8 protein-coding genes are annotated in these 14,208 nt (G+C 72.7%); 3 read left to right on the top strand and 5 right to left on the bottom strand.

Translation table 11 applies throughout. The features are described from left to right. Positions 1–550: 550 nt before the first annotated feature. Together ACYVOO_RS07575 and ACYVOO_RS07570 are read right to left on the bottom strand one after the other, a co-directional pair. Positions 551–1,051, bottom strand: a complete 501-nt coding sequence (locus ACYVOO_RS07575; RefSeq protein ID WP_461014852.1) for an SRPBCC family protein — start codon at positions 1,049–1,051, stop codon at positions 551–553. 59 nt (positions 1,052–1,110) lie between these two features. After that, positions 1,111–2,043: a DeoR/GlpR family DNA-binding transcription regulator gene (locus ACYVOO_RS07570; protein WP_461014851.1), complete on the bottom strand. Its 933-nt coding sequence runs from the start codon at positions 2,041–2,043 to the stop codon at positions 1,111–1,113. A 175-nt stretch (positions 2,044–2,218) separates the two neighbouring features. On the opposite strand from ACYVOO_RS07570, the gene ACYVOO_RS07565 reads away from it, so the two are divergent. Further along, positions 2,219–4,855 (top strand): hypothetical protein, encoded by a 2,637-nt coding sequence (locus tag ACYVOO_RS07565; RefSeq protein ID WP_461014850.1) that lies wholly within the window; start codon positions 2,219–2,221, stop codon positions 4,853–4,855. Here the strand turns inward: ACYVOO_RS07565 and ACYVOO_RS07560 are convergent. Together ACYVOO_RS07560 and ACYVOO_RS07555 are read right to left on the bottom strand one after the other, a co-directional pair. Continuing rightward, entirely contained in the window at positions 4,822–7,275 is a 2,454-nt protein-coding gene (locus ACYVOO_RS07560; protein ID WP_461014849.1) for a right-handed parallel beta-helix repeat-containing protein, read from the bottom strand. The two genes, ACYVOO_RS07565 and ACYVOO_RS07560, sit on opposite strands and share 34 nt — an antisense overlap. 200 nt (positions 7,276–7,475) lie before the next feature. After that, the gene (locus ACYVOO_RS07555) at positions 7,476–8,087 is read right to left on the bottom strand and encodes an Rv1733c family protein (RefSeq protein WP_461014848.1); all 612 of its coding nucleotides are present in this window, start codon (positions 8,085–8,087) and stop codon (positions 7,476–7,478) included. 422 nt (positions 8,088–8,509) lie between these two features. Between ACYVOO_RS07555 and ACYVOO_RS07550 the strand changes: the two genes are divergently transcribed. Together ACYVOO_RS07550 and ACYVOO_RS07545 are read left to right on the top strand one after the other, a co-directional pair. Continuing rightward, a complete protein-coding gene (locus ACYVOO_RS07550; RefSeq protein ID WP_461014847.1) occupies positions 8,510–9,922 on the top strand; it encodes a family 2B encapsulin nanocompartment shell protein in 1,413 nt (470 codons plus the stop codon). Between the two features lie 264 nt (positions 9,923–10,186). Further along, on the top strand, positions 10,187–11,575 hold the full coding sequence (locus ACYVOO_RS07545; protein WP_461014846.1) for a family 2B encapsulin nanocompartment shell protein: 1,389 nt from the start codon (positions 10,187–10,189) through the stop codon (positions 11,573–11,575). A 73-nt stretch (positions 11,576–11,648) separates the two neighbouring features. On the opposite strand, the gene ACYVOO_RS07540 is transcribed toward ACYVOO_RS07545, so the two are convergent. Beyond that, the gene (locus tag ACYVOO_RS07540) at positions 11,649–14,102 is read right to left on the bottom strand and encodes a phosphoketolase family protein (RefSeq protein ID WP_461014845.1); all 2,454 of its coding nucleotides are present in this window, start codon (positions 14,100–14,102) and stop codon (positions 11,649–11,651) included. Between the last annotated feature and the right edge of the window lie 106 nt (positions 14,103–14,208).

Raw genomic sequence — 14,208 nt, 5'->3', positions numbered from 1 at the left:
GTGCTGCGGGCCGGTGGGTGGGTTGTGCCCACCCTCCCCCAGCTACCGCTGGGCGGTGCCCCCTCGCCGAGCGGGACGCTTGCCCACAACAAGTGGAACCGGCGGAGAGTTGGCCACCGGGTGGGAGGGGACGTGGTGGGGTGTCCCCGCAAGTGGTGGCGACGAGGGGGCACCGACCTGCTGGTGGCCACCGGGTGGGAGGGGACGTGGTGGGGTGTCCCCGCAAGTGGTGGCGACGAGTATGTGCAGGCACGAAAAGCCGACCCGCACTTGTCGCCGCCCGAGGAGACACCCCACCGCGGCACCGACCCCCACCACACACCAACCCCACACGACCACCGGCCCGAGCCAAGAACCACGCGGCGCCAGCCGCGACGCACCGCAACCACACGCCGCGCCGAAGCCACCGGCCAGGCAGCCGAACACGGCGCCCAGCCCAGCGCAGCGCCCCCGTGCCGCAGCGCAAAAATCAGCGCGGGACCCTACGGCACCCACCACACCGGCGAACCGTCCCGCGCAACACCCCCAACGAACGGGGCAACCCCCCATTTCATTCCGCCCCCCGCGAAGGGGCGCGCGCCGGGGCCAGGCGGTGGTCCAGGTTGCGCATCGCGTCGCGGAAGGCGCGGCCAACGGCGGGCCTCGCCAGCCGCATCGCGAGCCGCAGCGCCGCCGTGCCGTCGGCCGCCATGGTCCACCGGACGCCGGTGCCGCCGGAGGCGGTCGGCGTCAGCCGCCAGTCCTCCAGCATCGCGCGCATGCCGGGCGCGTTGGTCGTGTCCATCCGGTACGCGTAGCGCTGGGGCGCGTGTGCCGCCATGATCGTCTCGGAGAAGAAGCCGCCGCCCTTGAGCCGCATGTCCCGGCCCCTGCCCCCGCCCGTCGGCGTCGCCGAGGTGACGGCCGTGAACCAGCGCGGCCAGTTCTCGACGTCCTCGGCCAGCGCCACGTACACCGCCTCGGGACCGGCCGTGAGCTGCGCCGTGAAGGACAGCCGTACCGGCGCCGTGTCCGAGAAGTCCAGCTCTACGGGACGCAGTCGGCGCGCCATGGACGTACCCCCTGTGGTGGGTCTGCCGTTCGGGCGCGCTCACCCTAGCCCCGGCCCCGTCAGATGTCTGCGCCTCCGGGCAACCCGCCCGTTCCGTCCGCACCGGCGTCGTCCGCGCCGTCGGGGTCCGCCGTCTCGGCGCCGTTGCCGCCGTTGCCCGAGGCCGGGTCCGAGACGCCCGCGACAACGAACCCCGGCAGCCGCTCCTCGATCTCGGCGCGCTCTGCCTCCGGCAGCCCGCCGTCCGTCACGAAGGTGTCGACCTGGTCCAGCGTGGCGAACGAACTCAGGCCCACCGTCCCCCACTTGGTGTGGTCGGCGACCACCACCACCCGGCGGGCCGAGCCCACGAAGCGCCGGTTCGTCTCGGCCTCGGCCAGGTTCGGCGTCGAGAGGCCCGCCTCGACGGATATGCCGTGCACGCCGAGGAAGAGCACGTCGAAGTGGAGCGACCGGATCGCCGCGTCGGCGACGGGGCCCACCAGCGAGTCCGACGGCGTGCGCACCCCGCCCGTGAGCACCACCGTCGCGGCGCCGGGGCGCGGATTGCGGACGGCGCTCCCGGCGCGCTGCGCGGTGTGGAAGACGTCGGCCACCCGGACCGAGTTGGTGACGACCGTCAGGTCCGGGACGTCGATGAGGTGCTGCGCGAGCGCGTACGTCGTGGTGCCGCCCGACAGGGCGATGGCGCTGCCCGGCTGGACCATCGCGGCGGCGGCCCGCGCGATGTCCTCCTTGGCCGTCAGCTCCAGCGACGACTTCGCCTCGAACCCCGGCTCGTGCGTGCTCGCCTCGGCGACGGGGACGGCACCGCCGTGCACCTTCTCCAGCGCGCCCTGCCTGGCCAGTGCGTCCAGGTCCCGGCGCACCGTCATGTCCGAGACGTTCAGCTTGCGGGTCAGTTCGTTGACCCGCGCCCCGCCACGGCGGCGCACCTCTTCGAGGATGAGCGCCCGCCGCTGCTCCGCGAGGAGGTTCTGGTTGTCGCTCACCGCGCCATAGTCCCTTCGTCACCCGCACGTCGGTCGCGCTCATCCTCCCATGGGGGCAGGGCCGCCGCGCGAGTGACGATTTCGCTGCACCTTCACCGGTAGGGGATGCGCGCGACGGTACGGGGAAGCGATCCTGGAAGGCGATCACAGCCACAGACCTCGGGGGACCATCAGCATGCATTCCGACAAGAAGCACTCCCACGCCTCGGCGACGCGTTCCGAACCGCCTCCCGCCCCCTCCGCTCCCCGGCCCGCTTCCCGGCCCGGCCCTGAACCCGCTCCCGGGCCCGACGCCTCCGGGCTCAACCTCGAACTCCTCGTCCACGGCGTCGGCGGCACCACGCCCGACGAGATGCTCGACGCCCCCTTCCCCGAACGCGTCACGGGGGACGCCACCGCAGCCGTCTACCGGCGCGGCGAGGACATGGACGCCGAAGCCCGCCCCGGCGACTACACCGACAAGCCGGTGCCCGAGGCGTACTCCTGGTGCAACCTCACCTCGGGCAACGGCGCCCGCGCGCTCTGGCTGCTCCTGCTGCCCTTCATGGTCGCCAACCTCGCGCACTGGATGCGCCCCGCCGCCGGAGGCAGCCGCAAGGCCGTGCGGGTCCACGGCGTCCTGGTGCGGCTGCTCTCGCTCAGCCTGACGGTGCTGCTCGTCGCCGCCGCCTGCGAGGTGGCGCTCGACCTCGTCGCCTGGCAGTGCGCCGGAGCGTCCCTGTGCGTGGCCGACCACTCCTGGCTCGGCTTCATGGCCGCCGACCGCGCGGGCAACGGCGGCTGGTGGAGCCAGCCGGGCCGCCGCCTCGCCCTGGCGGCGCTGCTGCCCGTCGCGCTCACCGTCCTGCTGTGGTGGCTCTCGCACCGCACCTGGAGCGCCTACGAGTCGCAGCCGCCGCTCCAGAAGCCCATCGACGAGGACGACTGCGCCGCCGACGGCAGGCCCGCGCTCTGCCTGCCCGGCTTCTGGTACGGCAAGCGGCTCGTCGCCCGGCTGCGTGCCGCGCACACCGCTGCCGGGTTCCTCACCGTCGCCGCCGCGCTGACGGCCGCCACCACCCGCCACGACGGCGAGCCGGGCGGCAGCGCCGCGCTGAACGCGGCGGGCTGGGCGATCGGGCTGCTGGCCGTGGCCGGTGCGCTGTGCGTCCTGTACGTGGTGTGCAGCAGGGGCCGCAAGGAGAGCAGTCCGGACGACCGCGTCGACGAACTGGCGGTCAGGGCCCTGCCGGGCGCCTCCGTCGCCGTGCTGGTGCTCGCCGTCGGCCACGCGCTCTGGTCCCGCCCCGGCTGGGTCTCGGCCGGGGGCGAACTCCCCGGCGACGAGACGTTCGGCGTCATCGCCGTCCTCCAGGGCGCCCTCGTCGTGGCCCTCGGCGCCCTGGGCCTTCTCCTGTATTCGCAGCGCCCCGTCGCGCGCACCGCGCTCAAGGGGCTGGGCTCGGCGTCGGTCGCCATGCTTGCCTGCGGGCTGGGCGGGATCATGTCGGGCGGCGTCGCACAGCGCATGGGCGACTGGCTCGACGGAGGCTCCAGCACCCCCGGCATGCGCGGCGCCCACCTGGAGGGCCCGCCCACGGTGCTGAGCTGGCAGGCATCCGTCATCCCGCTGCTGCTGGCGGCCGTCCTGGTGCTGGTGTGCTGGTTCGGCGTCCACGTGTGGCGGCAGGCGGGCGCGCTGACCGAGGACGTCGAGCGCGGCTACCCGGGCGTGGTGCCCGACGCCACCCGCTCCCGCCGCATCGCCGGTGCCGTATCGCGTGCGGGGCTCACCGACTCGGCGCCCTGGCTGGTGGGCACCGTCGCCCTCATCACGCTGCTGCTCGGCGGCCTCGCCGTGCTCGGCGCCTGGACCACGGGCGAGGTGCCGGGGCGCGCGGCCGACGGGCTGCCCGCCATCGTCGACGGCTTCGCCGAGACCGTGCAGGCGCTCGGCTCCTGGCTGATCGGCTTCGCGTTCCTGCTCCTGCTGACCTGGGGCCGCCGCGCCTACCGCGACCCCTCGGCGCGCCGCACCATCGGCATCCTCTGGGACGTGGGCACCTTCTGGCCCCGCGCCGCGCACCCCTTCGCGCCGCCCTGCTACGCCGAGCGCGCCGTGCCCGACCTGGCCTGGCGCATCGGCATGTGGACCCAGCAGACCGGGGGACGGCTCGTGCTCTCCGGGCACTCCCAGGGCAGCGTCCTGTCAGCGGCGGCCATCTGGCAGCTCGACCCGGTCACGCGCCGCCATGTGGCCCTGCTGACGTACGGCTCGCCACTGGAACGGCTCTACGGGCGCTGGTTCCCCGCCTACTTCGGCCCCCAGCAACTGCGGGACCTGCACCGGGAGCTGGACTGCTGGCGCAACCTGTGGCGCTTCACCGATCCCATCGGCGGCCCCGTGCGGCTGCCGAACGGCAAGGGCCCCGACGTGGACAGGGGACCCCTGCTCGACCCGCTCGCCTACGGCCGTACCGTCGAACAGCCGCTGCCCGCGCCGATACTGGGGCACGGCGAGTACCAGGCGGACCCCGCGTTCGGCGAGGAACGCGACCGGCTGCTGGCCAGGCTGCGCGAGCGGCGGCCCGTCGAGACCGGGCTGTGCGGCGTGCCGCGCCAGCCGGAGCGGTCGGCGAGCGCGGCGGATCCGAAGGGAGCGGGGACGGCCGAGGCGGGGACGACGGCCGGTGTCGCCGAGCCCCCTCTGGTGGTGGACCCGGACGTGGCGGCCAAGGAGGCGGAGAACCGCGCCGCCGAGGCCAGGGGCGCCGCCGAAGGCCGCCGGGAGGCGGCGGCTCAGACCACCGAGTCGGGCAGGTCGTCGGCGTAGAGCAGCGTGAGGTCGTCGGTGCTCGGGTCGCCCAGTTGGGCGACCCGGCCCGCGTGCCGCTCCACCATCGCCTCGAACGTCTGCCGCGCCGTGCGCCCGTTGCCGAACGAGGGCCCCTTGGGCAGCACGGTGAAGTATTTGAGCAGCGCCTCTCCCGTGCCCTCGCCCAGGTGGTATTCGTGCTCCTCGGCCTGCTGTTCCACGATGCTCAGCAGCTCCTCGGGCGAGTAGTCGCCGAAGGTGATGGTGCGCGAGAACCGGGACGCCACACCGGGGTTGACGGCGAGGAAGCGCTCCATCTCCGCCGTGTAGCCCGCCGCGATCACCACGACCTCGTCCCTGTGGTCCTCCATCAGCTTCACGAGGGTGTCGATCGCCTCGCGCCCGAAGTCACGCCCCGAGTCCTCGGGGGAGAGCGCGTACGCCTCGTCGATGAAGAGCACCCCGCCCCGCGCCCGGTCGAACGCCTCCTGCGTACGGATCGCCGTCGAGCCGATGTGCTCGCCCACCAGATCGACCCGGGAGACCTCGACCAAGTGGCCGCGCTCCAGCACGTCGAGGGAGCGCAGGATCTCCCCGTACAGCCGCGCGACCGTCGTCTTGCCGGTGCCGGGGGAGCCGGTGAAGACCAGGTGGCGGCGGGCCGAGGCCGCCTTGAGACCGGCCCGCTGCCGTCTGCGGCCCACCTCGATCATGTCCGTGAGCGCGCGCACCTCGCGCTTGACGCTCTCCAGGCCCACCAGCGCGTCGAGTTCGCCCAGCACCTCCGACGAGGGGCGCGACGGGCCGTCCTCGGCGGGCTGCCCCTGCCCCTGCGCCGTGCCGTCGCCGGGCCCTGCGGTCTTCGCCTCGGCAGTGGCACGGGCCGGTACGGCGGCGGGCGCGGTCAGCAGCCCCGTTGTCGAGGGTGCCGCGGGTGCGGCGAGGTCGGTGGCGGGGGAGACGGCGGCGGCGCTCTCGTCGCTGGTGCAGTCCTCGACCGTCGGGCCCTCCTCCGCGAACTCGTAGCCACCGCGCGCGCACCGCTCCGTACGGCAGCGGCGCAGCGTCGTGCGGCAGCCGTCGATGACGTGGAAGCCGTAGCCCTGGGACCCTGTGACGCGGCAGCCGTGGAAGGTGCCGCGGCCCTCGGCCGAGACGTAGAAGCCCGCCTCGGCGGGCGAGGTGACCGTGCAGCGCTCGACAGTGGGGTCGGCGCCCTTGGTGACGATGAAGCCCGTCGCGACCCCGTCCACCGTGCAGTTGGCGAGGGTGCCGCCGCTGCCGTGGTCGCGGAACCAGGCGCCCGTGGCGGCGTCCCTGATCCGGCAGTCGTCGAGCTGGACCGTCGCGCCGTCGCTCACGGAGACCGCCGTGCCGCGCACCTGTGTGAGGTCGCTGTCCACGACGTCGGCCCGCGAGCCGCGGTCGAGCACGAACAGCGCGTCGGGCACGCTGTGCACCCGGCAGGAGTCCAGCACCACGGTGGCGCCGTCGCTGACCCACACGGCGGGGTAGTCGCCCGTGCTCTCGTGTATCTCGCAGTTGTTGGCGTCCACGCGGGTGCCGGGGTCCCAGACGGACAGGCCGTTGCGGCCGAAGCGGCGCACCGTGGAGCGGGTGAGGGTGAGGACCGAGCGCGAGCGCAGATCGACGGCGTTCTCGGGGATGTCGTGGATGTCGCAGTCGGCGAGGGTGAGCACGGCGTCGGTGTCGAGGGTGATGCCGTCGGCCGAGGTGCGGTGCACCTGGCAGTCCGTCAGATGGCCTGTGGCGCGCGCGGTGACCTGCACGCCGCTGCCCTTGATCTCGTACACCTCGCAGCCCACGGCCTCGGCGGCGCTGCCCTCACCGTGCAGGGAGAGCCCGGCGCCGGACGCGTGGTGGACGCGGCAGCGTTCGAAGCGGGGGTGTGCGCCGTCGCGCACCGCTATCCCGGACTGCCCGGCCGCCACGACCTCGCACTCCTCGTAGACCCCGCCGGCGCCGCCCGTCACGCTGATGCCGAGCCCCGCCGGGTTGTCGACGGTGCAGCGCCGCACCGTGGGCCGGGCGCCGCCGCGCACCTCGATCCCGGCGGCCGAACGCGTCATCACCCGCACCCCGTTCAGCTCGGGGGCGCAGTCCTCGACGAGCAGCGCGGGGGAAGCGGAGTCCTGGCCCTCGATCTGGAGGTCCTGCACGACGGCCGAGGCGCGGACGGTCAGCGCGACGCCGTCGGCCGGGGCGATGCGCACGGAGCCGCTCGCCGCGCGCTCCGGGCCGCGGACGGTGACGGCGCGGTCGAGGACGAGGTTCTCGCGGTACGTGCCGGGCGCGACGGTGAGCACATCACCGTCCGCCGCGGCTTCGAGGGCGGCCGAGAGGGTGGCGTACTCTCCCGTGCGCCGCCGCCACCGCGACGTACCGGCGTGCGTCACCTGGACCGAGCCCTGTGCCATGGAGAGTTGTGCCCCAACCTCGTGCGTACTAAGGCGCATCGCTGCGCGCGTTGGCTGGGCACCACCGTAGCGTGCGCCGGACCACCAGGTTGACGGGTCCCACGCTTGCCGCCCTGCGGAGACGCACACGTCGGCGGGACGATTGCCCACAACTTCGGCGCACCGCCGCCGACGGGAACAGCGGTGACAGCGGCGACGGCTCAGTTGCTGGTGCCTGTCCTGCCCCAGTCGGGGCCGATGCGCTGCCATTCCGCGTCCCAGCGCGCGTAGCGCCGTCGCATGACCTGCCGTATCGCGAGCCGTCGCGCGGCCTCCAGCGCCCCGGCCGTACCCGCGGCCGCCGCCAGCCCGGCCAGCGCGGCGTGCGAGCCCGCGCTGCGCTCCGTCATGGGGCGGGAGGCGATGCGGCCCTGGTCGTCGGTCCAGATGCGGAAGCGCTCACCGGGCTGCACGCCGTGCCCCGCGCGAACCGTGCCGGAGTGGCTGGTTCCGTCGGGTCCTGTCCAGCGGGCCGTCACCTGGCGCCGGGTGTCGGGCTCCGCTGCGGACTCCGGATCGGTGTCCACGGGGGGACGGGTCGCCAGGCTCTCCGCACTGGCCCACACCTGGTGGCGGTTCTGCCGCTGCTGCTCGACGGTGCTGAGCAGCGCGTCGTGTGCCTTGACGGTGCCGAGCCAGCCGACGAGCGGTGCTCCGAGGACGATCAGTACCACCGCCCAGAAGGCCAGCCACGCTTCCCGGCGGTCGCTGCGGCGGCACAGCGGATTGCCGCGCCACCGCCACAGGCCGACGATGGAACGCACAGCTCTCACCCCCTTCTCCCCGTTCGTGCGTACCTCACCGAGTGCGGTACATGCGCGAGAGGCGCAAAGAGAGCGAAATCACCGGGGCATGGTCAGCCCTCCCCGGGTCCGGTCGCGGTTCCCCCTCGCGAGGGAACCGACCTTACTCGTCGCGCCGTGCCGACGGGCTGCGGGGGCGTGTCTTCCCGTGCACCCGTGATCCATTTGTGCGCCCGGCGGCCGGAATTGTCGCGGACAGTGAGCAACACGGGTGCCGTGTCACCCTATGTGTCGAATGTGGAATCAGGTGACGAGGGTTACCCCGTCTGGCCGGTGAGCATTCCCGGAGCCGCCTACTCTTTCGAGCGATTGCCGCTCTTTCCGGGCCGGACTAGTTTCGTGGCCGCAGCGGGGGCGAATTCCTCGCACTGGTATGGAGATAGGCGGTATCGATGGCGACTGCGGTAGAGCAGAATTCGGGCGGCGAGGGGACGGAGGAGCAGGCGCAGCTCAGCCTTGCGACTGCTGCGGCCCGAAATCTTACGACCACTACCAAAACGCCCCCGCAGATGCAGGGGATTTCCTCCCGTTGGCTTCTGAGGGTCCTTCCCTGGGTGCAGGTTTCGGGCGGCGCCTTCAGGGTCAACCGGAGGCTGGCGCTCACGCTCGGCGACGGCCGCGTGGACTTCGTCTCCACGGGCTCCGAGACGCGGGTGATCCCGATGGAGCTGACGGAGCTGCCGGTGCTCCGCGGCTACGACGACGCGGAGGCGCTCGAAGCCCTCGCCTCCCGCTGCCGGCAGCGGGATTTCCGGCCGGGGGAGACCATCGTCGAGGCCGGGCGGCCCGCTGACGAGGTCGTCCTCGTCGCACACGGCAAGCTGCGCAAGACGGCCCGCGGCAAGTACGACGAGGAGACCACCCTCGGCATCCTCGCGGACGGCGAGCACGCCGGCTCGGAGCGGCTGGCCGGTGAGGCGGGGGAGTGGGACTACACCCTGACCTCGCTCACCAGCGGCACCGTCCTCACCCTCTCCCGCGCGGACTTCGACGAGGTCGCGGGCCGCACCGAGAGCCTGCGCGCCCATGTGGAGTCGGACCGCGAGAGCATCCCCGGGCAGCGCACCGAGGACGGCGAGCGGGCCATCGAGATGGCGGCCGGGCATGCGGGGGAACCGTCCCTGCCCGGCACCTTTGTGGACTACGAGCTGAGCCCGCGCGAGTACGAACTGAGCGTCGCGCAGACCGTGCTGCGCATCCACAGCCGGGTCGCCGATCTTTACAACCACCCGATGAACCAGGTCGAGGAGCAGTTGCGGCTCACGATCGAGGCGCTGCGCGAGCGGCAAGAGCACGAGATGGTCAACAACCGGGAGTTCGGCCTGCTGCACAACGCCGACAACCGGCACCGCGTCCACACCCGCTCGGGCGCGCCCACCCCCGACGATCTGGACGAGCTGCTGGCCACGGTCTGGAAGGACCCGAGCGTCATCCTGGCGCACCCCAGGGCCATCGCCGCGATCGGCCGCGAGTACAGCCGCCGGGGGATCTATCCGCAGAGCGTGGACATGGAGGGCCACGCGCTGCCCGCCTGGCGCGGCGTGCCGATCCTGCCGTGCAACAAGATCCCCGTCACCTCCGACGGCACCACCTCGGTCCTGGCCATGCGCACGGGCGAGAAGCAGGGCGTCGTGGGCCTGCACCAGACCGGAATTCCCGATGAATACCAGCCGGGGCTCTCCGTCCGTTTCATGGGGATCAATGAGAAGGCCATTATCTCGTACCTGGTGAGCACGTACTATTCGGCGGCCGTGCTGGTGCCCGACGCGCTCGGGATTCTTGAGGACGTGGAGATCGGGCACTGAATACTCCACGGTGACACGCACGGTGTCCGCGGCAGCGCGCTCCGGCGGAGCGCGGGAAAACGGAAATTCCGGGTTCTTCTCCGGATTCGGACGGCCCGGCCGTTTCCCCACGCCCTACGCTCCACGCCCCGCGCCGTACGAAGCTCGTACCGCGTGCCCCCGTAGCCCGTAGCCCCTCCAGTTCCCCCGGCAGGCCCCGCACCGCGCGCGGGCCCGTCGCGCCGCCCGCACTCCCACAGCGACAGCACGGAAGGTCCTCTCCCGATGACCACGCAGCCCGAAGCGCAGCCCGCAGCCCCGAACCTGAGCCTCGCCACAGCGGCAGCACGCAACCTCACCACCACCACCAAGACCGTCCCGCAGATGCAGGGGATCTCCACCCGCTGGCTGCTGCGGATCCTCCCCTGGGTGGAGACGACGGGCGGCGCCTACCGCGTGAACCGGCGCCTCACCCACACCCTGGGCGACGGACGGGTCGAGTTCTCGAACACGGGCGCCGACATCAGCGTCATCCCCAGCGAACTGCGCGAACTGCCCCTGCTGCGCGAACTGGAGGACCAGGGGGCACTGGAGGCGCTCGCGGGCCGCTTCAACCAGCGCGAGTACAGCGCGGGCGACACCGTCGTCACCAAGGGGAGCACGGCCGACGAACTGCTCCTCATCGCGCACGGCAAGCTCCAGAAGGAGGGCAGCGGCAAGTACGACGAGCCCGTCACCCTCGGTGTCCTCGCCGACGGCGACCACGCGGGCGACGATGCGCTCACCCCCGACCCCGGCGACTGGGACTACACCCTCAAGGCGCTCACCCGCTGCACGGTGCTCGCCCTCCCGGCCTCCGCCTTCCAGGAGGTGGCCCAGCAGTCCCCGGCCCTGCGCCAGCACCTGGACAGCTATCTCGGACGGTCCGTCCCGCGCCAGAACAAGCGCGGCGAGGCCGACATCGACATGTCCTCCGGGCACGTCGGCGAGGCGGCGCTGCCCGGCACGTTCGTGGACTACGAGCTGAAGCCGCGTGAGTACGAGCTGAGCGTCGCGCAGACCGTGCTGCGGGTCCACAGCCGCGTCGCGGATATCTACAACGACCCGATGAACCAGGTCGAGGAGCAGCTGCGGCTCACCGTCGAGGCCCTGCGGGAGCGGCAGGAGCACGAGATGATCAACAACCGTGAGTTCGGGCTGCTCCACAACGCCGACCTCAAGCAGCGCATCCACACCCGCTCGGGCCCGCCCACGCCCGACGACATGGACGAGCTGATCTCGCGGCGCCGCAAGACGCAGTACCTGCTCGCGCACCCGCGCACCATCGCGGCCATCGGGCGCGAGTGCAGCAACCGCGGCATCTACCCGCCGGAGACCGAGGTCCAGGGCTCGCGCGTGCGCTCCTGGCGCGGCATCCCGCTGCTGCCCTGCAACAAGATCCCGGTCAACGCCGACAACACCAGCTCCGTGCTGGCCATGCGTGTCGGCCAGGAGAACCAGGGCGTCGTCGGCCTCCACCAGACCGGCATCCCCGACGAGATCCAGCCCGGCCTCAACGTCCGCTTCATGGGCATCGACGACAAGGCGCTGATCTCCTACCTCGTCAGCGCCTACTACTCGGCTGCCGTGCTCGTGCCCGACGCGCTCGGCATCCTGGAGGACGTCGAGATCTGAGCCGCCTGTCACGCAGAACACCGCGCCGGGGCCGCAACACGGGCCCCGGCGCGGTGTTGTGCGTGACGGTGCCTCACGTGTGCGTGGCGCCGGACTCCTCCTCGGGCCCGGACCACGTCCACCCGGCGACCTCCGGCATGTCCGTGCCGTGCTCCCTGATCCAGGAACGGTGCCGGGTGCGCATGTCCTCCATCCGCTGCCGCACCGCCGTCGCACGCGTCGCGAGACCCGGTGTGCGGTCGATGACGTCCATCACCAGCCGGTAGCGGTCCAGGTCGTTGCGCACCACCATGTCGAACGGCGTGGTCGTGGTGCCCATCTCGCGGTAGCCGCGCACATGGAGCGGCCCCGTAGCTGATCCACCGGCGCGCCGGTAGGCCAGCCGGTGGATCAGCCACGGATAGCCGTGGTACGCGAACACGACGGGCCGGTCCCGGGTGAAGACCGCGTCGAACTCCGCGTCGGGCAGCCCGTGCGGATGCGCGGTGAGCGGCATCAGCCGCGCGATGTCCACCACGTTCACCACCCGCACCGACAGCCCCGGAAGGTGCTCGCGCAGCAGCGCGGAGGCGGCCAGCGTCTCCTGCGTCGGCACGTCGCCCGCGCACGCCAGCACCACGTCGGGCTCCTGCCCGTGCCTCTCCGTGCCCGCCCAGTCCCAGACGCCGAGCCCCCGCGCGCAGTGCGCCCGCGCCTCCTCCAGGCCGAGCCAGTCGAAGCACGGCTGCTTGCCCGCGACGACGACGTTGACGGTGTCCCGCGTGCGCAGCACATGGTCGGCGACGGCCAGCAGGGTGTTGGTGTCCGGCGGCAGATAGACGCGGACGACCTCGGGGCTCTTGTTCATGACGTGGTCGATGAAGCCGGGATCCTGGTGCGAGAAGCCGTTGTGGTCCTGGCGCCACGCGTGCGAGGTGAGCAGGTAGTTGAGGGAGGCGACAGGCCGCCGCCACGCCACCTCGCGGGCGCTGTGCAGCCACTTGACGTGCTGCCCCGCCATGCTGTCGACGACGTGCGCGAACGCCTCGTACGACGCGAACAGCCCGTGCCGCCCGGTCAGCAGATAGCCCTCCAGCCAGCCCTGGCACAGATGCTCCGACAGCACCTCCAGCACCCGCCCGTGCGGGCCCAGATGCTCGTCCCCCTCCAGTTGCCGTGCCTGCCAGGTGCGCGGCGTGGCGTCGTACACGTCCTGGAGGTGGTTGGAGTCGGTCTCGTCAGGGCCGAAGAGCCGGAAGTCGCGCCGCCCCTCCGTGGCAGACATCAGCTCCCGCAGCAGTCCGCCCAGCGCGCGGGTCGGCTCGTGCGTGCCGCGCCCGTGCGCCTCGACGGGCACGGCGTGCTCCTCCAGCGCTGGCAGCGGCAGTTCGCGCAGCAGCCGCCCGCCGTTGGCGTGCGGGCTCGCGCCCAGCCTGCGGTCACCCTCCGGCACGCACTCCAGCACGTGTTCCCGCGGGCGGCCGTCGTCGTCGAACAGCTCCTCCGGGCGGTACGAGCGCAGCCAGCGCTCCAGTTCGCCCAGTTTCTCCGGGTCCTCGCGCACTCCGGACACCGGGATCTGGTGGGCGCGCCAGGTGTCCTCGATCTGCTTGCCGTCCACCTCGTGCGGTCCCGTCCAGCCCTTCGGCGCGCGCAGCACGACCATCGGCCACGGGCGGCGCGGCCCGGCCCCTTCGCGTGCCTCTTTGCCTCCTTCGCGTGCCTCGCGCTGATAGCGCTCGATGCGGTCCAGCGCCCCGTCGAACGCCGCCGCCATCGCGCGGTGCACGTCCGCCGGATCGGATCCTGGCGTGGCCGTGACGTACAGCGGCTCGTGTCCGTAGCCGCGCAGCAGCGCGTCCAGCTCGTCCTCCGGGATGCGGGAGAGCACCGTCGGGTTGGCGATCTTGTACCCGTTCAGGTGCAGCACCGGCAGGACGGCGCCGTCGTGCACGGGGTCGAGGAACTTGTCGGCGTGCCAGGAGGCGGCCAGCGGGCCCGTCTCCGCCTCGCCGTCCCCCACGACAGCGCACACCAGCAGGTCCGGGTTGTCGAAGGCGGCACCGTAGGCGTGCGCCAGGGAGTAGCCCAGCTCGCCGCCCTCCTGGATGGAGCCGGGCACGCCGGGGGCCGTGTGGCTGGGGACGCCGCCCGGCTGCGAGAAGTCGCGGAACAGGCGCAGCATGCCCGCCGCGTCCCGTGAGCGGTCCGGCTCCAGTTCCCCGTACGTGCCCTCCAGCCACGCTCCGGCCAGCACGGCGGCGGCGCCGTGTCCCGGGCCCCAGACGCACAGCGCGTCCCGGCCGCGGGCGCGGACGAGCCGGTTCAGATGCGTGTAGACGAGACCGAGGCCGGGGACCGTGCCCCAGTGGCCGAGCAGCCGGGGCTTGATGTGCTCGGGTCGCAGCGGCTCCGTGAGCAGCGGGTTGTCCCGCAGATAGAGCTGGCAGGCCGACAGGTAGTTGAGAGCGCGCCAGTGCGCGTCCAGCCCTTGGGTCTCGGCGTCGGTGAGGGTGGTGAGGGTGGTGAGGGGAGCGTCCGTGTGCATGCGGGATGGGTACCAGGGTGCGCCGCGGCTGACACACGGGTCAGGACCGGTCCGCGCGGCTGACGCCGGGCGGGCCGACGAGGTGGCGCGACGAGGTGGCGCGACG

The organism is Streptomyces daliensis, assembly GCF_054782395.1.
Note: the sequence above shows the minus strand (reverse complement) of the source record. Positions and strands in the feature narration are given on the sequence as shown.